Genomic DNA, 20,466 nt, shown 5'->3' on the forward strand with positions numbered 1-20,466 from the left:
GCATGCGTTATGAACTGGGTGTAGATGCAGGCTATACTTTCGCCTACGGCAACGACCAGGCGCTGACTCCGCACTTCAAACTGGCCTATGTTTACGATGACTCTAACAACGATTCTAACGTAAACGGCGACGCTATCGATAATGGCGTAGAGGGTTCTGCGGTACGCGTTGGACTGGGTACTCAGTTCAGCTTCACCAAGAACTTCAGTGCTTATACAGGCGTAAACTACCTCGGAGGTGGCGATATCGATCAAGACTGGTCTGCTGACGCAGGTGTTAAATATACCTGGTAGTAATAAAAGCAGAGGGAGAAATTCCCTCTGCTTCTTCTAATTAAAAACAACAAGCATAAAATATATTAAATTTATGGCTTATACAGCTCTAAAAGAAATTGTTAAAAGAATCAGTTCCCATGCCGTTAAGTTTTGCGCACCACAAGAAACTGAAATTTTATTACAAAATGAAAAAGGGGAGAAACTTGTATACTTTATATTAACCGGCGCTATTGAAATTATCAGAGACAGTGATCAGTTATTGATTGATATAGTTTGTAAGCCTACTGTACTTGGATTGTTTGATACGAAAAACCATGTGGAATCGAATTGCAAGATAATATTGAGGCGAAACTGCAGTGGTTTATATATAACTTTAGAACAAACAATGGATGTTATCGAAAAGTATCAGTTGTGGCGCCAGGCTTTCATCTGGATGAATTTTCAGAATTATTTTTTAATACAGGCTTATGATAGTATAGCAGGTAGGGGGTCATATTATCAGATAAGGACTGCTTTATTACATATGGCCGAATGGGACGAGCCCTTAAGAAGCTCGGTGAAAGTAGGGGCTTATATACAAAGAAGAACCAATTTATCTCGATCAATAATATCCTCGGTATTAGCTGAGTTGCGGAGAGGTGATTATATAAAAATGATTAATGGTCGTTTGTTGTCAGTTAATAAATTACCAGCAAATTATTAATCTAAAGTAAGAAATGGAAATTTACTCATCTAAATTAAATTATGTATATTAGTATAATCATTATTGCATAGTTTACTTTTGAAATTAGTTTTATCTTGTACGGTTTTTGCAAACAAATGAGAAGTACAGAAAAAAAAGCCCATCTCGTGTGGTGTGCCATGATTGCTCTGCTGACAGCGAGGCAAAATGGTCTGGTTACATCGGAATCTCAAGAAAATCTGTTTATTACCCGCTGGTTTGCGCTAGCCAAGAAACAGCGTCGGTTTTCGCGGGATGTGGCTATTGATATTGACTGGATACTGAGCCAGGGACAGATATATGGGACGCATTCCAGATTATTCAATAAGTTGGAATATATTTGGCGTATTTGTACGGGAGATTTGGCTGAGCAGAATGATCTCTTTCGCCTCACCTGCGCTTTGGAGATGGCGAGACAGTGTGGCTGGGTATGCCAGATATTAGAAGACAGTGAGTGGGGTAGAAGTTGCCGGGCCACTCTTCCGGCATCTATTAACAGCATATTTTTGCTTAAAGATAATCTTGAAATAGCTTTCAATGACGATGGTTTTCAGACCGCAACTGTACCTGTCAAAATTTGCGGAAAGACTATTCAATTGAATCAATTGTTACAAAAGCATGATTGGGAAATCATCAGCAAAGACAATAACTGGCAATTCATGGCTAAGAATTTTAGTGAAGTATCACAACATGTCTTTTCCAGGGAATTAAGGCAATGAAACAGTTTCGCAACGTTCGCATGAATATAAATGTTATGACGGAAGGATTATAGAGTACTCCTGATAAAAAATAGATTGAGTGTAAGCAGCAATAAATTTATATATACCAGTATAATGCAGTCATACAGAGCATATACCATTTTTCATAAACAAAGTTTCGATGGCGGTAAATTCCAACCGTTACGTTTAGTAGTCCTGAGGCAGTTTTTTGATTATCTCGAGACGGCCATCCTCATGAACGACAATGTATTTCCCTTTTCGTAAATCCGACAAAATCTTCATGACCATACTCCTGGACAGGGGACATCGAGCAAGAATAAAGGATACGAGAGATTCTTTTGACCATGAGGAAACATGCTGTGATGAATCATAGCGCTCTATGAGAGCCCGGATAACAGAGTATGCATTTTTTGACAAGATAATATTCACGCATTCAATGAGTCTAGCAACAAAATAGGAAGTAACTACGTTAAGGTTTAAAAGCAGGTTTTCATCGCGAAGAGCTGAAAGATATTTCACTGAGTCAACGGATAAAATCACAGTATCTTTAGCTGTAACGTATACCAAGTCTTCGAGAGAATAATTTTGTTCTACAATACCAATCACCATTTTTCGGATGAAAACACCCAGTGTGATTGATGTTTTTCTGTGCTCAATACGAATATTGCCCTCAGTAAGCAGATAGATCTTTTCCGAAGATAGAGTCAGACGCCCACAGTGTTGTATATAGTGGCCATCAAGCTTGTCTGCATTCTGTATCGCATAATTAATAAGAATATTAATTGGTACTTCCGGGTAAGGAGTTTGTAGTTGCATGAAGCTTACCTATCCAGATACATACGAGTCATACTGACCAGTATAGGTCTGGCGGGAAAACTTTGCCATATCATCCCGCCAGGAAGCTAAAACTGGCAGGTACCTTGTCGGGATAACACAAATAGATTAAGATTTGAGCGCGAACTCCCTGAAACCGGAAACTAATTTGCGTTAACAGGAGATACAATCATGGCGGAGGTCATCCGTAAGTTCTGACGTGGTTACTAACCTTAGATGACGTAGCTTGGTAAGGGTATCCACACTCAATCGTTTCCTCACTTTTTTTAACGCCGATATCCGGTACGCAGAAGCATTCGTGGTGCTAATACCCATAATATTGGAAATCTCTGTTAATGAATGGCCCCAACCAGTCAGATATAACACTTTCATTTGTTGTCCTGTTAACAAATCAAGCCTTTGGGGGGACGAGCGAGTTTTATTGAGGGCAAGAGGCTGAATAAAAAACTTCTTCAGCGTCAGTTTCAGGATCTCAAGGTCCGTATGTATATTTAAGTACTTGACAGTAATAGGGAAAGTTATGTTGTTGAACAATATAATATCAGAATCACTGCCGATAAGCAGAATCAGCACGTCATAGTTACCCCAGCAAATATCGCCTAACATTCTTTTTGAAAATGTATCAATTATAATAATTTTTTTTGTATCATTGCTAATTTTTACAGAATTAGCAATGATATCAATTAGTGCCATTCTGAGATAATGGTTGTCAGTAATTATTTTCATTTATTCTATTGCTCAAAAATGACAAGATGATATGTAATACTCAGGAGTAATCATAAGTTAAGTCATTTACATTTGAATTAATTAATTCTGCTGTAATAGAGGGCCATAACCACCCCTGTCCGGCATCACATCCACATTTCATAATATTTTTTAGATCATTATCGGTTTCAATACCTTCAATAATAATTATTTTATTTTTCTGTGTGAATAACCGACATAGCGATGTCAGATAATTTATGCCTTGTTCTGTTTCACGTAGGGTCCAGTATAAATCTTTGTCAATTTTAATACCATCGAATGGCCCATTCAGGACATAATCGAAACAAAATGAACTACGGCTGAAATCATCCAGCCAGACTGGAAGTATCCGACGTATCCTTTCCAGCGCAGCTCTAACAACAACACGCGGCTCAATGTTTTCATTTACTTCCAGTCGAATGAAATCTGATGCTTCTTTAAAACTGTCTTTAAGTGATTCCCATGGGTAATTCAGAAGAATATTCTCACAGATATTCATAGATAAAAAAATTTTCTGCGCAATAAAATAACTGCTGTATTTTTTAGCAAAATCTATCTGATGCTGAAAGTAGCTGAGAGATTCATCAGCAGTTAACGAACTAAAAAAAACCTCTGGATTAATTTTTCTGTTGCTGTCTTCCTGATAATGGATAGTTGACAAAGCTTCATACCCCAGTAACTGGTTGCTCATGTTAAAAAGAGGCTCGAACTTTAAACGAACATGGCAATGTTTTATCTCGAAAATACCTTCTACATTTTTTTTCATGTTATTTTCCATCAGTTAATATTTCACTGGAAGCCTGATGAGTTTCAGAAGCTTTCCTCTTTCGGTTTTTATATACCCACCCATATTCAAATCTCTGATGATTTTATGAAGAGAACTTCTTGATATAGGCGATCTCTCAAGTATGTATTTATATATTGAGATATTATTTCTTTCATTTTCAGGCAGTTTCCAAATGTTATCTAAGTGAAATTTGACAACATCATAAACATTTCTGAATGCCGAAATGCTCGGACTGCTATGTAGTGTTCTTTCTGCTCGTGCAATAAGTTGTGAGACATGACGCCAGAGTTGTTTTTTATCACACAATTTTACAAATTCAGTCTGGTTAATATAATACGCCTTGCATTCAGAATAAAATCTAATGTACATGTGATAGTTCTGAATAAAAAGAAAAGTTAATCCAATAATTGCCGGACTACTGTTTTCTGATACCAGACAGTGATTTTCTTTATAATATATTCCTGCACTTCCTTCTTTTAAATAGATTATTGCCCTGAAATTTGATGGTAACTCAATAATCTGACCTGATTGAAAAGATAGTTCCAATCCTGATTCATGATTCATGATACTCTTACCAAGAGTATCAACACTCTGTTTATAATCCGTTTCAGCGATTAACATATATTTACCATGACTATTGATATGAAAATGTTATACCTAAAAGCGCATTTATTTTTCCTGCTGTTAATTTCCCTGTTCTAATAACACTGGCTGATAATGTCAATGACTCCTTATATGGCATCCATACTGCAGGTAGTATGAATAATTCATTAACTCCACCTGCAATGTTTGAGTCGAAACCAAAAGGTAATGGACTACTCCCTGTTCTGTTAGTATAAATATTTATAGCTACCCCTGTGGCTGACTCTAAATTATCTTCATTTATTAATAATGCTTTACCTGTATTTGATGGATGAAGTATATCCACAAGATATCCTTTAACAGTTACATTCGCGGGACAGTCGAAGTTTATCTGTATATTTTTCTTAGATGTTGTACTACCTATCTGTGGAAGTTCACTTTCCTTAATATCCCCAAGTACAATTTTATTAGCGCTTGCATAAACTGAACATGTTAATGGTGTAAGACTGAAGGCTAATGGAGACAGAAATATATCCTCAGTTCTTCCAGAATTAGTTGATGCCGTTCCTATTTTTACTGGACCTATGTTATAATTTACACTTTTATTCTGATTATTTTTCACAAAGACAAGTCGAGTTCTGACAATAGTTCTCATTCTACCTATCCATGTGGAACTGTTAAATACTGAAATCAAACTTGAACCTCTGATTGGAACCCAGTTCCCGTTAGCCATATCTTTTGCCATGTAAATAATACCAATTTCTGGCTCTGCTGTTGGATAAGTTGAATATACCTTTCCGTCAGTATCGATATAATCGATACCAGTTATTGGTGCTACTGGTTTTATATACGATGAAGTTACACAGAATAATCCGCAATTATCATCCATTACCATCTGATCACCTGACCATTGATTAAGAGCTGTTCCCACTACATTTGCATCTCGGGGACCACTGTATGACGGCGTTAGCACTGTCACATTTGAGGCCAGGCACGGTAAATTAATAAGTAATAAAATAAAAATGATCATACGCATTACAAATACTCCAGAGTATAAGTCATGGTCACGGACACTGGTCCTGGCATAAGTTGTTTACTGTGCATAAATGGACGCATTCTTGCTTTAAATTTTATTGTATTGTTCGCACCTGGAGTCAATGAACTATATATACCTGTCCCGCTGTTAAGCATCAGGTTATCTCCGGCAGCTGTCATCACTTCCACGGCAGCATTTTGGATTATCATTTCCGGTGACTGAAGCAAATTAAAACCCTGCTGGGTTGGCCCAGTGAAATACATATTTACCCCATTTACAGAATTCCCACATTGTTCGAGATTGATGCTGAATTCCGTAAAGGGCTGTAATGTGTCTTTCAAATCTTTAATAGAATGAGACCCCAATGGAACCAGCATGTCTTTTGACGATGGTGCAATCGTACAGGTATTAGCTAGTATATTGCCGTCTATCTCAATCATTAAATCTGCGCACCACGCGCAACGGGCTGTGGCTGTTACGATAACAACGCCTGTCAGCGCACTTAGTAATTTTTTCTTCATCTACATTCGGCCTTCAGGTAATGTATCCCTGTTTCTGAGTGCTCTTCTGGTACCTGCAAGGTTGCGGTGCAGCCCTGCTTGTTACCCTGGTCCGCCATCAGGATCGTAGTATTCCCGAGCCCGGATAAAAATACCTGTCCATGCTCGTCAACGATCCCCGTCTCTCCTTTGCCTTTAACTTGTACAAGGGTACCAAACGGCAGCTTACCTCCCCCTTGTAATAGGGTGACCAAGGCTTTGTGCCCTACACTTACCGGGAAAGACGCTTTTACTACAGCACCTTTTGACGGTACAATTTTCCTCACAGGCTCGTTCAGCTCGACATCATTACCAAGAGAAGCCACATCCACCGAAATTGTATTTTCCCGATAATTTGAAGCGAAAGGCAGGAGAGCATACCCCGCACTATCAGTACGTATTCCTGTACGGTTTGTAACCATTACATTTTCTGCTTCCTTGGCTTCTACCAGAATATTGGTTTCTCCAAGTGGCTGGCCCACAGTCAGCCCCCCGCTGTGTAAAATTGCACCTCCGTGCATACTGGCATTCACCTGGTGAAAGTCTTTTCCAGTGCTATAACCTGCTCCAAATGTACCCCGTCGGCTCTGCCAGACACCACTTAATGAAGACTGATTATCGCCGTTATCCGGTGCCCAGTTATCGTACATGCTGTACTGCAATTCACCGTTTTCTCCAGCGGTGCCACCCAGACCAGCCATGTGGCTCACTCGTCCATGACTCTGGCTGGCGGTGTAACTGGCTGATGCCGGCATACCTCCAAATATCTCAAGTGGAACAGAAAAGGACACACTGATATTTTTATCTGCTTTCCCTCCGGGAGTATTCATGCTGTAACTGGCAAAGGTACTGATGGATACCTTCCCAAAGGTCGTACTGTGCCCTAACTGAAGCAGCGTTTCTGCCCCTTTACGATTCCACCAAGTATTCCTGCTGGCATTAATAAATACAGTGTTAATTTCATTTAGTTGTTGAGAAACCGTTAACTGATAACTCTCCTTACGGTTACCTGCTGAGCTTGCCTGTCCGATACCAGACGATCCAGCCGTTATTACACGGTCCTCCCTTTCAGAAATATGTTCTGTAAGGGTTCTGAATCCGCGGGTTGAGTAACGATAACCTGCCAACTGAAAGCTCGTACCTGTTGCCTGAACAGACTTTGCGTACAGAAAACGCCACGACTGACCTGTGTAGTGCGATCTTTTATCTGCTGAGCTCTGCGCCTGGGTAACATCCAGAGACAGAGCACCAATACTTCCCATATCCAGACCTGTTCCAGCCACTAAAGCATGATAATCTCTGGATAACTGCCCCCCTCCGTAAAGTGTCGCCCTACTTAGCAACCCATAACGGAACGTCCCCTGAATCAAAGGCGTTTCCTTATCAAAACCTTGTGTCTGGCCAGCAGTAAGGTCATATTGCATAGTCCCCTCTCGCACAAAAACAGGTACGGCAGAATAGGGGACAATGTACTGACTGATCCTGCCATCTGCTTCTTTGATCTTAACCGTCAACTCACCGCTGTTGGCAACCGGGGTAACGTCCTTGAACTCAAATGCGCCCGGTGAAACACTGGCCTCATAAATCGGATAATTATTCTGATATACAGTCACGACAGCATTTGTTCTTGCAACACCGCGAATGACAGGGGAAAAGCCTAGCAGGCTGTCCGGCAACATGCTTTGCTCTGAAGCCAGTGTAACTGCACGTACAGGAACACTTTCAAATATTTCACCCGGAGTATTTTGATCACCCAGACGAAAAGTGCTGTGTATACTACGTAACGGGCGTTCTACATACCGCGATAAAGTGGACCACTGAAATTTTTTTGATTTGTCATCATAACTGCCGGTTGTATATTCTCTGTAACGCCAGGGACCTATATTCAATCCGCCATTCAAATTAAGAAAATAACTGTCTGTTTGCCCTTGTTTATTACGATTAGAATTATAGTTCATATTATAATCCAGTAACGCAGCACTTATACCATCATCCCAACGACTTTCAGGAATATAGCCCCGGGGTTTGGTTTCCATCATGGTTTGAGGAATTGATATTTCCAGTCGTTGGCGTCCTGCATCAAAATTAACCACCACTCCATCGATGTCGCTGATATCATATAAAGAATCTATTTCTTGTAAAGGGATAAAACTCTTTTTTATACCATAATACTCAAGGTCACTGAGATTGAAGTACGGAACAACAACTTCTCTGGTTGCGTCACTTTTACGAAAAGTCACCCGTTTAATCTCGCGATATTCACCGTTGATATATATATCAACATCGTATTCGCCTGGTGGTACAATACCTCCAGCTTCAATAATAGATAGATCACTTATTTTACTTACTGAAGTATTCAGAAAAGCAGGATCAAAGCGATTATAGGTTTCTGCTCTGACTGTGTTGGTATAAACCTGTCCGGTTAAAGCAATAACCACCGACAAAGCCACTGGTCTGGTATTAGATATATTCATATTTCATTAAATATTTATTTTCAAATGATCTAAGCCACCATAATCATTAATGCTGTCAGCTTCTATTGTTTCAGAAGTTCCCATGTGTAATTCACGGGTTTCCTTCGGTGCTAGCATTAAACTGGATCCGGTATGTTTTCCAGAGCGTATATTGGTCAGCGTGATATAATATGGTGTCGGATTAAACACACTTATTTTATCCTCTTTTTTTCTGAACTGGAGCTTACGATAAGCTTCTGCAGCACCCTGCTGAAGTTCTGCTGGGCGGTAAAAAACTTTGATCCGGCTGGTTATTGCGAACTGGAGTGTGCTCTGGTTGCTGTCCTGATTTTTCTCAGGGATTGCTTTGACATTGAGCCAGTAAACCATTTCATGATCAGATGATAAACCAGAGTTATTTCTAATAAGTCTGATGCTATTTTGCCCTCCTGCTTTTATCAGGACCAGTGGTGGAATAACAGCTAAGTCACGTGACAGATTCCCATTCTCATCTTCAATCCAGCTTTGCATCAAAAATTCATTTTTGTTATCGGAGTTATATATTGCCAGTTGTTTTACTTTATCATCTGATTTATAAATCAGACGCGTTGCGCCAAGAGATACTCCTCCAGCATATGCTGAAGTATTAATAATAAAGAAGGTAGTGATTAATGCGAAAAGCCAATATTTCATTCTTAATTCAGGCGGGAGAACCCGCCTGCCTCATTATCAAAGGTAGTTAACTTGGAAATTAGCCGTTGCTGTTACAGCCCCTGCTTCAGGAGTTGCCGTCGTAGATGCGAATCCGGCTTTAAAATCCAGTGTATTCTGTCCATTACTCAGTTCATAAGCTGACGAGTTGGTACCGAATACCAGAGGTGCAGCGCTGACATTATCAAAAATCTGAATACCTACACCAATACCAGTCCCGACAAGAATATTATCCATGTTTGGAGCTGTGTTTCCGGTGAATTTAATCGCTGCTCTTGATGAAACAACAGAGGAGCAATCTTCAAGTGTAATGGTAAAAGATGTTTTTGCTGCTGAAGCTTTTCCGGCAGAACCACTGATTTCTGCAAGGCGAACATTACCCAAATTAACCGTTTGCCCGTTTACATCTCCTGCTGAAATAGCACATGCGGCGTTTTCAACTATACCGGTAAAATTAACTTTACCGGTATAAATATCTGTTGCGGCCATTACATTATAACAGAAAGCCATCACAGATACAGCTGCTAAAGTTTTAACGAAACTCATATTATATTCCTGAGTAAAATAAACATCAGTTCATGAAATATCATGAACTATGCTGTCTACATTGAAGTTAGTCTCTAACTATGGCTACCTGTCAGAGGTCTTTATTTTAGTCTTTTCTTACATGTATTCCACTTAATTATTTTTCGCTTAAAAATTAACTATTTTTGATGTTTTGTGCCTTTTTATTATTTCGAATAGTGTTATATATCAATAACATAGTTTTTTGCTTGCAGCATAAAAAACTGCATATAAATCACTTAACAATATAATATTTCGATTTTAAGTGTGTACATTCATTCCATAGTGACTGTGTAATATTGGACATGGGTATACTTGACTTTAAATACTATCAATACACTTTGAAAATTACAGATACAATGGGGGAGCATATAAGGTGCAGTTTGGGAATAGCTAATTAATGTATAATAACTCCCGATTCCCTAACACAGTCTTCTGACAGCCCACTTTCACCCGAATTACAGGCATAGCGGGCCGGAGGACTGGATGTGTTTGCCGTAACATGAAAAAGCTACTTGAATCGCCACAGATTTAACAGACACCTCGGAGTCATTTCAAATGGCTTAAAGAGAGGTGCACATGAGCAGTAATCGTTATCCTGAAGAGTTTAAAATTGAAGCAGCCAAACAGGTTGTTGATCGTGGCCATTCTGTTTCCAGTGTCGCAACACGTCTCGATATCACTACCCACAGCCTTTATGCCTGGATAAAGAAATACGGGCCGGACTCTTCCACCAACAAAGAGCAGTCAAATGCTCAGGCCGAGATCCGCCGACTCCAGAAGGAGCTGAAGCGGGTTACTGACGAACGGAACATATTAAAAAAAGCCGCGGCGTACTTTGCAAAGCTTTCCGACTGAGGTACGCCTTTATCCGTGACAACTCCTGTTGTTGACCCGTTCGTTTACTCTGCCGGGTGCTGAATGTTCATCCGAGCGGGTTTTACACCTTGCTTCAGCAGCCGCATTCACTACGGCTTCAGGCGGACCTCAGACTGACAGGACAAATCAAACAGTTCTGGCTGGAGTCCGGTTGCGTTTATGGCTATCGAAAGATCCATCTCGACCTGCGAGATAGCGGGCAACAATGTGGGATTAACCGGGTCTGGCGGCTGATGAAGCGTGCCGGGATAAAGGCTCAGGTCGGGTATCGAAGCCCACGAGCACGTAAAGGTGAAGTCAGTATCGTGACACCTAACAGGCTCCTGCGACAGTTCAACCCGGAAGCACCGGACGAACGTTGGGTAACGGACATAACTTACAGTGTGCCCGGAGTTCAGGGCGGGCATGGATGCTCAAATGAACCACGAGCCTGTCTGGAATATTGAACCGGTAACTCACGATGAGAAACCCAACGATCCCACAGGGTGTGACGGTGGTGAACCTGAGCGGCAGTGACCTGCGGCATGCCCGCAGGGTAATGTAACCCGCTGACAACGGGGATTGAGGCGAGATCACTAAGCCGAGATGATCCTCAAGGTTAAGTACTGAAAGGCTGAAGAACATGAACCCGTTAATCCGCCTCTGTGGGTTGAAAATGTCACCACGGCCTACGTGATATAACAGGCCGTGCAGAAGGAGCTGGCAGCGATACGTATGCGCTTACAGCCAAAGGTGCTTTGAAATGTATGCAAAACACCGGGGCAGCAGTATCCATCACATTCGGGCTGCTGACTTCTGCCAACTTGCGGCAAGCAAGGATAAAGAGTGCGACGGGCAGCCTCCTCAGTATGTATGAGTCCAGGCAGGTAAACCGGGGAAGGTCAGCGACGGATGTTAAGGGGGCATGGCTCCGATGACGCGCTGGCTGGCGGAGCTTCCGTAGTAGTCCGCGATGGGGAAAGCCCATTACATGGCGAAGGGAAGTAGTTTAAATGTGTTTGCGACGTGGATTAACTGACCCAAGTCGCTGTAATGATCGTGGAGTAACGAAAGAACACGTAGCTTCAGTGATTCAGGAAGCCTGTGATTGCCGGGACGTCCGCGCCGAAGGTTTACCAGACCTGCAGCACCAGATTCTCGAAAACGGTTCATTAAACGCTGCGTCTGACGTTCGGTCAGAGCAAGTTGGTGAGCAGCATCACGACGGCGCATGCGCTTTTCAACAACTGACTGAATGACGTTGATCCGACTTATTTCTTTATCTGACATGGTCACAAGCATCCTGATGTCTCCATGGCCTGAGGATAGGATCCTTTATGCCAGAAAAAGTGACATCACTAAATGGGTTAAAAGTGACATTAGAATATTGGAGTTACATGGTAAGTGCGCATAACAAAGATTATGTTAAATTATGATAATTATATCATTAATATCAAGCGCTTAATATAATGTTAAATAATAGATTAAATCCGGCTAAGAGCATGACAGAAACAGCCGAAACCCGCAATAACGGAGTTTTCTGTACATTTGAGTATCTACCATTACCAAACAGTGATGGAATCAGTCTCAACAAGGCTACTAGTTAGCTTTTATTTTTATAATCATGTGCATTACCTATACTGGCGGCCAGCTCACAAGTCGTTGTGAGGATCATTATTATCAGTCCCATTTGTACTGGCTGTGTAATGATCAGCTTGCGCCATACTGGACTAGAGTAAAAATTCGCAAACGACTTGCACAGACCAGAGTTCAGGTATAATAAAGAAGCATATAGATCTTGATATTTGAGTATCTAGGATATATCGACCGTTACCCGTCGGGCGGCAATAAAACGCGAATGCCAGTAACTTTTTGCAAGATTCGATACTGTGACGCCCTGACTTGTTGAGGCGTGCATAAAATGATTATCTCCGATATATATACCTACATGCTTAGTGCTAAGACCTGTCTGGAAGAAAACCAAGTCACCAACTTCAAGGTCATATTCTGCCACCAGTACACCCTGTCGAATCTGTTCCCCGGTCGTGCGCGGTAGCGAAAGATTCTCCACATCGCTCAATACCTGCTGCACCAAGGCTGAACAATCGATACCGTTGTGAGATGTACCGCCCCATTGATAGTGTGTCCCTTTCCATTTTTGATATTGCTCCAGAATGCGCCTTTGTAGTGAGCTATTATCAGAATGTAAGCGAACTTTTTTCTCTGGCGAGACCGATAATACACTTTTTGTTGAGAGCATCGACACTGGCTGTTGGAAACTGAAAGCAGAAAACGAAGCAAAACTTAAAATAAAGGCTGAAATAGAGTGTTTAAAAATCATAACCGTTACAAGTAGTGTGGGAGTTTTTCCTTACAGGTGGGAGCAAATCAACTCCCAAATCATGTTTATAGATGGTTACGATACACTCTGTTCTTTTTATGACCAATTTATATTGAGTCCACTATTGGACAATCTCTCAGGTCTCAAGTATTGGGCAAAGAAAACTTTTTAAAAGCGTTTGGCACTCAGTGGAACGAAAACTCACATTAAGAGATTGTGGATAAAAAATTAAAGAATGGGGCTTGAGGACCAATGTAGCGAAATCATCTGGTGCAGAGAAATGTTGGAATGAATGATCTGGAGAGCGCCCCTATAGGCTGATAACGCTGTTTTACTGCAAGTTTCTCTGCCCATTCAGCCAGTGCTAGCGAGATAAATTCCGGACCATGCGTAGTATGACCGGATAGCCGCGATTTGCAGCGATCCTGTCGAGTACACGGACCACGCGCAGAGCTGGTAGATTCAGATCGATTTCAATCGACAACGCCCCACGGTTAAAGTCATCTACGACATTGAACGTGCGAAAACGATGGCCACAAACTAGGGCATCATGCATAAAATCGACAGACCAATTCTGGTTCAGCGCTTCCGGTGTGGCCAGTGGCCAGGGATTACGCACCAGCAACCGCTGTTTGCTCTTAGGGGGCCGCTTGGAAAAGGGAAAATTTCTTACGCTAAGACTGTTTTTTAACCAAACAGATATTGGCGATCCCTTGGATTACGAGACTGCAGCGTTTCTGTGTCCGAAATCGAGCGATTACGTACACCATGCTGCTGCTCTGTACGAAAGTAGGCAAAACCAGAAACGGACAGTCTCATAGTTACGTACATTCCTTACGGTCAGGGGTTTCCGCTCAATGGAATGAAATCACCCGTTAAGCTTGAAAAGCTTAACGTAGGATAATTTCCGAATTCCAAGCGGCCCCCCTGATGCCTGACTGCACTGCTGTCCGGCAGGAGAAGGAAACAGCATCCGGAACCCGATAACCGCTATCACCAGCCCGCCCGCCAGCCTGAGACTCGGCAGCGTGAGCCCAAAAAAACTCAGGACGGAAGTGCCGGCGAAAAACGTGATACACAGGGTGATGAACAGATACACGGCCGTTTTATTGATCTGTTCGCTGACCTGCTGAACCGACATGCCCCGGGTCAGCCCCAGCAACAGCGTGGCGGTGGTGGGAGGATTGACCATCGGCAGCAGGCCCAGCAGCGTCAGGGTAAACGCTTTCAGAAAAAGAACTGTTATCATTTTAATCCGTCATTATCATACATACCCTCAGACTGAACCCCATCCGCTCCGGGATCAGTCCCCTCTCTCTCCGGACAGGCCACACAGGATTCGGCCCTCAGGGACAGAACACCCGGCTCTTCTGAGGGCTGAACCTGCCAGCCACAGGAGGCGAGTAACACGCCAAAGGCCGCCACATTCCCCGTGATTCTGACCGGGACAGGGGATATCTGTTTCCCCTCACCAGAAAAAGCCTTTTCCAGTGCGGATTTGGGAATGTACACGGCACAGACATCCGGGTTAATACTCAGCCGGCGCAGCCTGAGCCACTCCGGGTCGCTGAGCACATGGTACACCCACTGCTGGCTGCGGGCCGTTTCCAGCCCCCGGGTGAGCCGGAAGAGTTCGGTCTGCGCCATGATATCCCCGGTGGTGGAGAGCCAGATGTAATCCAGTTTCTTCGCCAGCTGCGCCCGGCCCCCCAGCGAGCGCCCCTGCTGCAGCATCCAGCGGATATCGGGGGCGACATCCCGGGAAAAGCGGCGCTGCCGTTCTGCGTCGGCGAACCAGCGGACAAGAAAGAGATTCTCCTGCTGTTCAGACCGGACGCGGCCCTCCTGGCGGGCCAGGTGCAGGGCAATCAGGGCACACCAGACCAAGTGCGCGGTTTTCTCGTTTTTTCCGTTAACTGACATAGTGGTCCTGATAATGTTATCCGCCCTGAATTATACGCAGGCTGAATGAATTATGTGAATCCGCATACGCGAAGCGCATAAAAGGCGCCAGCAGAATCAAAATACAGCCCTGAACTGAAATGGCGCCGAGGCCCGGCGTAGCCGGTTACAGGTTTGACAGGTTTCACCAGTCGACCCCTTCCGCCCTGAAAAGCCATAACCCGCTGTCAAATCGCTCAGGAGCTGATGTGCGCCGTCGGAGTGATTCCGGCACAGCCGGAATGTATCTGGGGTGAGTTTGGAGATCGGAAATTATTGTACGTTTAGCGCATTATTTAACCATGTCAGCCCGTAAGGGATTGATTTACTGGCAGTGGCTATCGCTTTTAAATAATCGCGTATTCTGTATCGCATTTAGGTTATCCGATTAGATAAAATCCACGGGAAACGGCGTATAGCGCGGAGTACACCCTATTGCTATAGGCAAGTCTGTTCAAAAAACAGGCTTGCCGTACAATAATTCTCTATATCCAAACTGACCCCAACTACAGGGATGACACCTGGGAAGCACCACAACGGGCAGCCAGACTCAGTGCGGCCGTCAAGCGCTACAAAACGTATGAGATGCTGTACTTCTTCTTCCGGATCGCGGATGAGGCCGGGCTGGACTACACGCCGCTCGTCGTGAAACGTCTGTGCGCCCAACTTTTCGACAGGCAGGGCAGCCAGAATATTATTGTTGATATCTTTGGCCAGAAGGGACGCATGCACCGCAGCCATGACAGTGCTCCTGACATTATTGCTGCCGTTGCTGAACGCTACCGGCAGCAGGCAGACGACCACTGGCAGACCGTTCTGAAGAATATCGAAAGGGTAAAGCAGGACTACCGGAAAAATCAGAACAGGGAGAAAGGCGCAGGGGATTAAATGCCTGATTAATGCTAATGTATGCGTACATTAGCATTAATCGAATAAGTCAGAGAAAATAAATCAGGCTTATTCAACGTGGCGAAGGTTCTCTGGCCAGTTGCTGGAGCTGCTTCCCGAAATCAGGAAAACCTGCGGCTGAAAGTACATCAGCAACAGCACTGGCTCTGGGATGCCCACGTTCAAGCCAGACCAGTTTGAGATCAACTCCAGACTTATCCGTATCATGCATGTGACGCGGCAAACCGGAATTACCAAACGGGCATTCAAAGGCATTCATGGCGTCGAAAAAGCTGCCGAAGAGTTCATCTGCCGGAACAGCAAACAGATGCCATTGCTGACGTATAGCGGAGATCATCGGCACATTTACACCGTAGCGACAGAGTCTGCCTGTTAGTGGAACCGCAATGCCCAGGCGGCATGCCTGATAGCGGGCTGCGCCAAAATGGTGTGAGCCACCGTCATTCAGCCAGTAGAGCCTCCGCTCTGCCCACGGATATTCAGCAAACAGCATCCGGTCGAGCCGTAATTCCCAGTGACGCATATTTTTTCGCAGGTGCTCTTCAGTCACAGGTTCAGCCAGCTCACGGCATCTCAGTACAGGAAACTCATCGATGTCCCGGATATCATGATCCATAGATTTCGAGGCCGAAATCCCCCGGATATCTGTGATGTCGCATGAAAAATGAGGGACATTTTCTTTGCTAATCAGCTGCTGAACCTCAGGAACAGCAAGTGCATGGCTTTCAAGCCGGCGCTGGTAGCCCGGTTTGCGGTAGTCGATCGTCCAGGGACGGGAATGAAATGATGACAGAGAAAAAGACATCCAGTCCTGCCAGTAGACCACCGACCGTGTCCAGAACGTATCGGCAGGGGCGATGATCGGACACGGAATTAGCTGCCCGGAAGCAATCGCACCTTCCAGGCGGGCGGGCCTTCCCAGAGAATGCAGAATTTCCTCACGTATCCAGCCAGCTGTTCTGCGCCAGACAGAAGGCCTGGCTTCTGCCGCTTGATCGACAAATTTACCTCTTCCCGGTTCATCGCTCATATGCTTTCCCTGATGACCATATTAGTCCTGACCACGTCCGGCCAGCCTTAGCGTAGCTAAGGATAATCGGGAAAATATACTACGGCAGAGGCATAACGTCAGTATTTGTACTGCTGAGCATAAGCTGTGGTCACGAATGCCGCCAGGCGGTATGGAGGCGCCAGCAGGCGGTAAACAGAATACTGATGGTGAGTGGCGCCGGGACCCGGCGTAGCCGGAAATGCAGCTTCAATATTCGGGTTAAGAATGCCGAGCAGCGCGCAGGCATTCCGGGAATGCGCCAAAGGCGCATAGAGGCGCCCTCAGAAGTTGACCAGAGCACGGTTGTTAATGGCGCCGTAGCCCGGCGCAGCCGGTTACGCTGTTGACAGGTTCCACCAATCCATCCCTTCGCCCTGCTAAGCCATAACCCGCTTATAACCATGATGTGGTTTCATTAAGCCCTTTTAACTCCGGTGAGCGGGCTGTACGGCGCTTGCGACGTACAGGGCGTGATTTCCGGAGCCGTGGTACCGGCAAAGCCGGTGCCCGGGGGCTGTACAGAGGAACCTGCCGCGATGTAACTGACAGCCACTCAAAAGTTTAGTTACATCATCCAGCATTAAAAGCGATGTTGTTCCCGGCCTTCGGCCGGGGCGGCGGCGCTTTTCAGTGGTGGGGAGGGCTGGATGGTTGGGTGGGCACTGATTTGTGGCTACATATTTTGGATGTTGTAACTATTATTTCTGGTTTTTGCCCGCCACGAAGAGGCGGGAGCTACTTCTGGTTTTTCCGAACCGGCGCGGACGTGAGTCCGCTGCAAGGGCGGTCATTCTTTAAGTCTGTCCACAGGGCAGGCGATGAACAGGTTATGTATTTATAGGAGATAAAGATTATGTATTTAAAAGAAGTACAGAGCAGGTGTTTAAAAGGAACGACGCACCTTGAAATCAGCTCGGCTGGCGCTTTCTGAGTATAACGGTTGTAACCTTATGGAACGTTCCCTTGCACTTATTTGTAGATAACTGAATTCATCGCCCGGAAACGGCGTGGTTGATAAAATCTATGGCCAGTCTGAGGGGAATTCTGTGCTTATTCAGGGATTATACGGCGGTGAACGGGGCGTTTAATAAGAGGGGTTGAGGTACAGACGTGCGAAATCCTCCGGCGTCAGCCGGATTTTTCATGCAGGAGAGTTATATGGGGACTGTGGACAGCCGCGTGTAATTATCACGCGACATCAGCATGCGCTCTTTAACACGACGCTCAATTTCCCGTTTCATGGCTTTAAGCCCCCCGGTAAAACGTCCGCACGCGTATTCACGTGTCAGCTGTTGCTTAACGAGAGTCTCAATGTCCTTGCGGGTTCTGTCGGCATCACGCCGCGCCCGGGCGCGTTTCAGTCCATGAAGTTTACGTTCCGACTGATAGCTGCGGAAGCGCTCGCGTACAAACCGCCAGGCCCTGGCTATCAGTTCATCCATCTCCAGCGGCATCAGGCTCTGCTTTTTACGCTGCTGGTTTTCCCATTCGACACGGCTGCGGCGTGCAGCGGCCACAGCCACATCAGAGACGTCAAATGCTGAAAATAATGCCGGCGTGAAAGTAATATCGGTGGGGATGTTACAACCAATTTGCGGGTCATATTCCGTCTGATAGGTTATCAGCCCCAGCTCCGCCATAAACTTCAGCGCCCGTGTGGCACGGGTGATGGACAGATTACCGCTTTTTGATTCAGTGGCCAGACCGCACTCAATGGCCAGATTGGTGATGGAGCGCTGAACACGGTTGGCCAGCGGGTCGTAGTGGAAACACATCCCTTGCAGCAGCGCATCAATGGCTCTGCGACGCAGTACCGGCGGCATACGATGCCGCTTACCCAGCGAACGCATGAACGCCACATGGATGGAAAAATCAAAACGGGATGTGAAGCCCTCGGCTTTCGCCATCAGCTTACGGCAGAACGGCAGTGTCTTTTTACCCTCTCGCGGAGTGAATTCCGGATTAGGATTTTTGACCTGTCTGTAAAAGGTAGGTTTTTTTTCAGTCACACCGACCTTTTCTTATGGCGGTCGGGTGTTGTTTTATATGGTGCATGCGTTATAATCCTTCACAGGCAACGCGCCTGCTTTTGGACCCCCTGATCTCTGACTGATTCCGCCAAGATTCGACAGATTTCGGGGGGTTTGTGCATTCAGGCTCCGGATATTCTCCGTCACCTGCTCCTGAGCGTTTTATGGATACGCTCCCATCCACGTTCCTGCTTCCGGAAGTCCGCATTTCTTCCGAAACAAAGTTTTGCGCCCATCTGCCTCACCACAAAGCAGCCAATAGAATTTGGATTGGGTGTAAAACTAAAATTATTCAACAGAATACCCCACCACAAGGCTTCTGTACGTCCAGGAAGTTTACCTTTTCACTCGTAAATTTTCCATACGAGAAGATCGAGGATCGTGACGAAAAGCAACTGGATCGCGTTCAGTTGAGCTAGAAATAATCTACTTCATGAGGTATGTCTGGATGCGTTTCTCACAAAATCAGGCATAGGGTACGCAAAGTTGCGAGATCTTTTAAAGGCAGGAACGAACCAGTACTGTCTGACAACGTTTTCTGGCGGGAAACTGTTGTCAGGTCGGGGCGGGTGTTACCTGGATGCCTTATCGATGGCGGACAGAATTTTTTCTGCGGGAATAAAGCCCGGGAACACAGTGATTTTTTGAGGTATCGCGTCGCTGACGGGCATAACAATAATGCCTGGGGTGCCTGTGAGTCCCAACTTTGCGGCCAGTTCATTGTTTCGGGAAAGCGCTGGGGTGAAATTCTCTGTCCCGGGGACAGCCTTCCAGCCCGCCTGACGGGAAGCTTCTGAAATATCTTCTGCGCTTAGTTTTCCTTCATCATGGCCTGTTCTGTAAATGGCATTATGGTAAGTCATATACGCATCAGCCCCCTTTTGCTTCCAGACAGATAAGCCACGTTCAGCTGCTTTCCGGGAATTTTCCCAACGATCACCAAAGATTGGTAATTCTTTAAAGACATAGAGAACATCCGGACGCGCGAGCATGATTTTTTCCAGATCTGGAGCCAGCCTGCTGCAAAACACGCACTGGTAATCAAAAAATGTTATAACCGCCACTTTTGCATGCACAGGCCCTGTAGCTGGCGTATCAGCGTCATTCAGCAGCAGTTTTTGATTGTCCATCGCCCGAACGGCATAATTCAGTTGCACCCTTTGTCGCTGTTGTTCCTGAATTTTTTTACTGACGGTTATCAGAACGTCAGGATGTGCCACCAGGTAGTCTGCAGCAATCTCACCGATTCTTCTTTCCTGCTCCGGCGTGAATGGGGATTGTGGGGCTGCAGCCGGTGACGTAAAACTTACAAAACTGGATGTGGCAACGATTAACAGAGATAAGATCGTTCTCTTCATAAATGGTTTCTCA

At 44.9% G+C, this 20,466-nt stretch carries 18 protein-coding genes and 4 pseudogenes; 5 read left to right on the forward strand and 17 right to left on the reverse strand.

What is annotated here, in order from left to right; translation table 11 throughout:
* The 3 genes from FDX14_RS11395 to FDX14_RS11405 all read left to right on the forward strand — a co-directional run.
* Positions 1-293 (forward strand): autotransporter outer membrane beta-barrel domain-containing protein (locus tag FDX14_RS11395; protein ID WP_137349547.1); only part of this gene is annotated, 293 nt, incomplete at its 5' end.
* A 73-nt stretch (positions 294-366) separates the two neighbouring features.
* Complete coding sequence (locus tag FDX14_RS11400) at positions 367-978, forward strand: helix-turn-helix domain-containing protein (protein ID WP_137349548.1); 612 nt, start codon at positions 367-369, stop codon at positions 976-978.
* A gap of 158 nt (positions 979-1,136) precedes the next feature.
* Positions 1,137-1,715 carry a DUF2913 family protein gene (locus tag FDX14_RS11405; RefSeq protein WP_252182527.1) on the forward strand — a complete coding sequence of 193 codons (579 nt, stop codon included), beginning with the start codon at positions 1,137-1,139 and terminating at the stop codon, positions 1,713-1,715.
* Between the two features lie 186 nt (positions 1,716-1,901).
* On the opposite strand, the gene FDX14_RS11410 is transcribed toward FDX14_RS11405, so the two are convergent.
* The 9 genes from FDX14_RS11410 to FDX14_RS11450 form a co-directional block, all read right to left on the reverse strand.
* A complete protein-coding gene (locus FDX14_RS11410) occupies positions 1,902-2,531 on the reverse strand; it encodes a helix-turn-helix domain-containing protein (RefSeq protein WP_137349550.1) in 630 nt (209 codons plus the stop codon).
* Positions 2,532-2,702: 171 nt separating this feature from the next.
* Positions 2,703-3,242, reverse strand: coding sequence for a helix-turn-helix transcriptional regulator (locus FDX14_RS11415; RefSeq protein ID WP_170973585.1), 540 nt, complete (start codon positions 3,240-3,242; stop codon positions 2,703-2,705).
* A 73-nt stretch (positions 3,243-3,315) separates the two neighbouring features.
* On the reverse strand, positions 3,316-4,059 hold the full coding sequence (locus tag FDX14_RS11420; RefSeq protein WP_170973586.1) for an EAL domain-containing protein: 744 nt from the start codon (positions 4,057-4,059) through the stop codon (positions 3,316-3,318).
* Between the two features lie 15 nt (positions 4,060-4,074).
* Positions 4,075-4,701 carry a helix-turn-helix domain-containing protein gene (locus tag FDX14_RS11425; RefSeq protein ID WP_137349553.1) on the reverse strand — a complete coding sequence of 209 codons (627 nt, stop codon included), beginning with the start codon at positions 4,699-4,701 and terminating at the stop codon, positions 4,075-4,077.
* Between the two features lie 13 nt (positions 4,702-4,714).
* Positions 4,715-5,557 carry a fimbrial protein gene (locus FDX14_RS11430; RefSeq protein ID WP_170973587.1) on the reverse strand — a complete coding sequence of 281 codons (843 nt, stop codon included), beginning with the start codon at positions 5,555-5,557 and terminating at the stop codon, positions 4,715-4,717.
* A gap of 140 nt (positions 5,558-5,697) precedes the next feature.
* Positions 5,698-6,219, reverse strand: a complete 522-nt coding sequence (locus FDX14_RS11435) for a fimbrial protein (RefSeq protein WP_137349555.1) — start codon at positions 6,217-6,219, stop codon at positions 5,698-5,700.
* Complete coding sequence (locus FDX14_RS11440; RefSeq protein ID WP_137349556.1) at positions 6,216-8,711, reverse strand: fimbria/pilus outer membrane usher protein; 2,496 nt, start codon at positions 8,709-8,711, stop codon at positions 6,216-6,218. The genes FDX14_RS11435 and FDX14_RS11440 overlap by 4 nt, the downstream gene beginning before the upstream one ends.
* Positions 8,712-8,717: 6 nt before the next feature.
* Positions 8,718-9,383, reverse strand: coding sequence for a fimbrial biogenesis chaperone (locus tag FDX14_RS11445; RefSeq protein WP_137349557.1), 666 nt, complete (start codon positions 9,381-9,383; stop codon positions 8,718-8,720).
* Positions 9,384-9,419: 36 nt separating this feature from the next.
* On the reverse strand, positions 9,420-9,947 hold the full coding sequence (locus FDX14_RS11450; protein WP_137349558.1) for a fimbrial protein: 528 nt from the start codon (positions 9,945-9,947) through the stop codon (positions 9,420-9,422).
* Between the two features lie 597 nt (positions 9,948-10,544).
* Between FDX14_RS11450 and FDX14_RS11455 the strand changes: the two are divergent.
* Positions 10,545-11,224 (forward strand): annotated as a pseudogene (locus tag FDX14_RS11455) (IS3 family transposase); the annotation flags it as partial.
* A gap of 637 nt (positions 11,225-11,861) precedes the next feature.
* Here the strand turns inward: FDX14_RS11455 and FDX14_RS11465 are convergent.
* The 5 genes and pseudogenes from FDX14_RS11465 to FDX14_RS11485 form a co-directional block, all read right to left on the reverse strand.
* Positions 11,862-12,113, reverse strand: a pseudogene (locus tag FDX14_RS11465) (helix-turn-helix domain-containing protein); the annotation flags it as partial.
* A 523-nt stretch (positions 12,114-12,636) separates the two neighbouring features.
* Entirely contained in the window at positions 12,637-13,164 is a 528-nt protein-coding gene (locus FDX14_RS11470) for a C40 family peptidase (RefSeq protein WP_137349559.1), read from the reverse strand.
* Positions 13,165-13,442: 278 nt separating this feature from the next.
* Positions 13,443-13,804, reverse strand: a pseudogene (locus tag FDX14_RS11475) (DDE-type integrase/transposase/recombinase); the annotation flags it as partial.
* 228 nt (positions 13,805-14,032) lie between these two features.
* Complete coding sequence (locus FDX14_RS11480; protein WP_137349560.1) at positions 14,033-14,413, reverse strand: MarC family protein; 381 nt, start codon at positions 14,411-14,413, stop codon at positions 14,033-14,035.
* Positions 14,410-15,087 carry a DUF2913 family protein gene (locus tag FDX14_RS11485; protein WP_137349561.1) on the reverse strand — a complete coding sequence of 226 codons (678 nt, stop codon included), beginning with the start codon at positions 15,085-15,087 and terminating at the stop codon, positions 14,410-14,412. The genes FDX14_RS11480 and FDX14_RS11485 overlap by 4 nt, the downstream gene beginning before the upstream one ends.
* Before the next feature lie 522 nt (positions 15,088-15,609).
* Here FDX14_RS11485 and FDX14_RS11490 point away from each other — a divergent pair.
* Positions 15,610-15,993, forward strand: a pseudogene (locus FDX14_RS11490) (cytoplasmic protein); the annotation flags it as partial.
* A 73-nt stretch (positions 15,994-16,066) separates the two neighbouring features.
* Here FDX14_RS11490 and FDX14_RS11495 read toward each other — a convergent pair.
* From FDX14_RS11495 to FDX14_RS11510, 3 genes are all read right to left on the reverse strand, one after another.
* On the reverse strand, positions 16,067-17,044 hold the full coding sequence (locus FDX14_RS11495; RefSeq protein ID WP_137349563.1) for a DUF6685 family protein: 978 nt from the start codon (positions 17,042-17,044) through the stop codon (positions 16,067-16,069).
* A 1,175-nt stretch (positions 17,045-18,219) separates the two neighbouring features.
* Positions 18,220-19,074: an incFII family plasmid replication initiator RepA gene (repA, locus tag FDX14_RS11500; protein WP_137349564.1), complete on the reverse strand. Its 855-nt coding sequence runs from the start codon at positions 19,072-19,074 to the stop codon at positions 18,220-18,222.
* A 593-nt stretch (positions 19,075-19,667) separates the two neighbouring features.
* Positions 19,668-20,453, reverse strand: a complete 786-nt coding sequence (locus tag FDX14_RS11510; RefSeq protein ID WP_137349566.1) for a DsbA family protein — start codon at positions 20,451-20,453, stop codon at positions 19,668-19,670.
* Positions 20,454-20,466: the final 13 nt, after the last annotated feature.

Source organism: Citrobacter sp. wls710 (genome assembly GCF_005281115.1).
Classification (GTDB): Bacteria; Pseudomonadota; Gammaproteobacteria; order Enterobacterales; family Enterobacteriaceae; genus Citrobacter; species Citrobacter werkmanii.

What these genes read in the sequence shown, in the direction of transcription:
- FDX14_RS11400 (WP_137349548.1), top strand. Translation starts at nt 367, where the DNA reads ATGGCTTATACAGCTCTAAAAGAAATTGTTAAAAGAATCAGTTCCCAT.
- FDX14_RS11405 (WP_252182527.1), top strand. Translation starts at nt 1,137, where the DNA reads ATGATTGCTCTGCTGACAGCGAGGCAAAATGGTCTGGTTACATCGGAA.
- FDX14_RS11410 (WP_137349550.1), bottom strand. Translation starts at nt 2,531, where the DNA reads ATGCAACTACAAACTCCTTACCCGGAAGTACCAATTAATATTCTTATT.
- FDX14_RS11415 (WP_170973585.1), bottom strand. Translation starts at nt 3,242, where the DNA reads ATGGCACTAATTGATATCATTGCTAATTCTGTAAAAATTAGCAATGAT.
- FDX14_RS11420 (WP_170973586.1), bottom strand. Translation starts at nt 4,059, where the DNA reads ATGAAAAAAAATGTAGAAGGTATTTTCGAGATAAAACATTGCCATGTT.
- FDX14_RS11425 (WP_137349553.1), bottom strand. Translation starts at nt 4,701, where the DNA reads ATGTTAATCGCTGAAACGGATTATAAACAGAGTGTTGATACTCTTGGT.
- FDX14_RS11430 (WP_170973587.1), bottom strand. Translation starts at nt 5,557, where the DNA reads ATGGTAATGGATGATAATTGCGGATTATTCTGTGTAACTTCATCGTAT.
- FDX14_RS11435 (WP_137349555.1), bottom strand. Translation starts at nt 6,219, where the DNA reads ATGAAGAAAAAATTACTAAGTGCGCTGACAGGCGTTGTTATCGTAACA.
- FDX14_RS11440 (WP_137349556.1), bottom strand. Translation starts at nt 8,711, where the DNA reads ATGAATATATCTAATACCAGACCAGTGGCTTTGTCGGTGGTTATTGCT.
- FDX14_RS11445 (WP_137349557.1), bottom strand. Translation starts at nt 9,383, where the DNA reads ATGAAATATTGGCTTTTCGCATTAATCACTACCTTCTTTATTATTAAT.
- FDX14_RS11450 (WP_137349558.1), bottom strand. Translation starts at nt 9,947, where the DNA reads ATGAGTTTCGTTAAAACTTTAGCAGCTGTATCTGTGATGGCTTTCTGT.
- FDX14_RS11470 (WP_137349559.1), bottom strand. Translation starts at nt 13,164, where the DNA reads ATGATTTTTAAACACTCTATTTCAGCCTTTATTTTAAGTTTTGCTTCG.
- FDX14_RS11480 (WP_137349560.1), bottom strand. Translation starts at nt 14,413, where the DNA reads ATGATAACAGTTCTTTTTCTGAAAGCGTTTACCCTGACGCTGCTGGGC.
- FDX14_RS11485 (WP_137349561.1), bottom strand. Translation starts at nt 15,087, where the DNA reads ATGTCAGTTAACGGAAAAAACGAGAAAACCGCGCACTTGGTCTGGTGT.
- FDX14_RS11495 (WP_137349563.1), bottom strand. Translation starts at nt 17,044, where the DNA reads ATGAGCGATGAACCGGGAAGAGGTAAATTTGTCGATCAAGCGGCAGAA.
- FDX14_RS11510 (WP_137349566.1), bottom strand. Translation starts at nt 20,453, where the DNA reads ATGAAGAGAACGATCTTATCTCTGTTAATCGTTGCCACATCCAGTTTT.